The organism is Blastomonas sp. CCH1-A6, from assembly GCF_001556365.1.
In the GTDB taxonomy this organism is placed as follows: Bacteria; Pseudomonadota; Alphaproteobacteria; order Sphingomonadales; family Sphingomonadaceae; genus Blastomonas; species Blastomonas ursincola.
Genome location: NZ_LSIS01000358.1, coordinates 1 through 721 on the forward strand (window position 1 = coordinate 1; position 721 = coordinate 721).

The 721-nt window shown below is 60.9% G+C and carries 2 protein-coding genes; both read left to right on the top strand.

Annotated elements, in window-relative coordinates:
* Positions 1 to 189: 189 nt before the first annotated feature.
* Complete coding sequence (locus AX735_RS16900; RefSeq protein ID WP_066282610.1) at positions 190 to 396, top strand: hypothetical protein; 207 nt, start codon at positions 190 to 192, stop codon at positions 394 to 396.
* A complete protein-coding gene (locus AX735_RS16905; protein WP_066282613.1) occupies positions 393 to 671 on the top strand; it encodes a hypothetical protein in 279 nt (92 codons plus the stop codon). Before AX735_RS16900 ends, AX735_RS16905 begins: the two co-directional genes overlap by 4 nt.
* Positions 672 to 721 lie beyond the last annotated feature (50 nt).

The following is a 721-nucleotide window of genomic DNA, read 5'->3' on the forward strand; positions in this document are numbered from 1 at the left end:
CGGCCTGATCGCGCATGAGGTGCAGGAAGTCTGCGAAACCCCGGTAGCAACCGGCGAGAAGGACGGCGCGGAGATGCAGGCTCTCGCTTACGGCGCGCCGGAAATCCAGGCCCACATCCTTGCCGAGATCAAATCGCTGCGCGCCCGCGTGGCGGCATTGGAAGCCGCATAACCACGAAAGGACAGACGATGGTGCACGTCGAAACCCCCAAGACTGATCTGGTTTTTATCTCCGCGCGAGGCGGTGGCTTTGGTCCCGACAAGGATCTTCTCGCTTGGTTTGGCCCGTCCGAGGCAGCTCCGGTCTGCAGCAAGCAGAACGCGGTGTTTTCCTGGCGGACGGACGGCAGCATGTTCTTCGCCTATAACCCGTTCGCGCTGGATGCGGTGGCATGACCAGCAATATCGACGCGGCAAGGGACGAGCTGGCCCTGCACATAAATGCCGACAGACAATTGGCGGCGCAGATCAATCATCTGAACGACCGGCTGGCGAATGTTCAGATTGAGCCGGACAAGTCGCGCTGGATCTTCGGAATGAGCCGGGCCGCCTATTTGTGGCTGGTCGTCCTGACCGCCTTTGTCGCAGCATTGATGGCCTATCTCGCCATTGATTTTGTGGTGAGCAAGCGGTTCGACGCCCGCCTGACTGCCTTGGAAGCTGCGCAATGACGCCCGACGCCGACCTCACGCGCAAGGCGATGCTCGATAGCATCAACCGC

Excerpts from the sequence above, each read along its gene's own strand:
- AX735_RS16905 (WP_066282613.1), top strand. The coding sequence starts at position 393 with ATGACCAGCAATATCGACGCGGCAAGGGACGAGCTGGCCCTGCACATA.
- AX735_RS16900 (WP_066282610.1), top strand. The coding sequence starts at position 190 with ATGGTGCACGTCGAAACCCCCAAGACTGATCTGGTTTTTATCTCCGCG.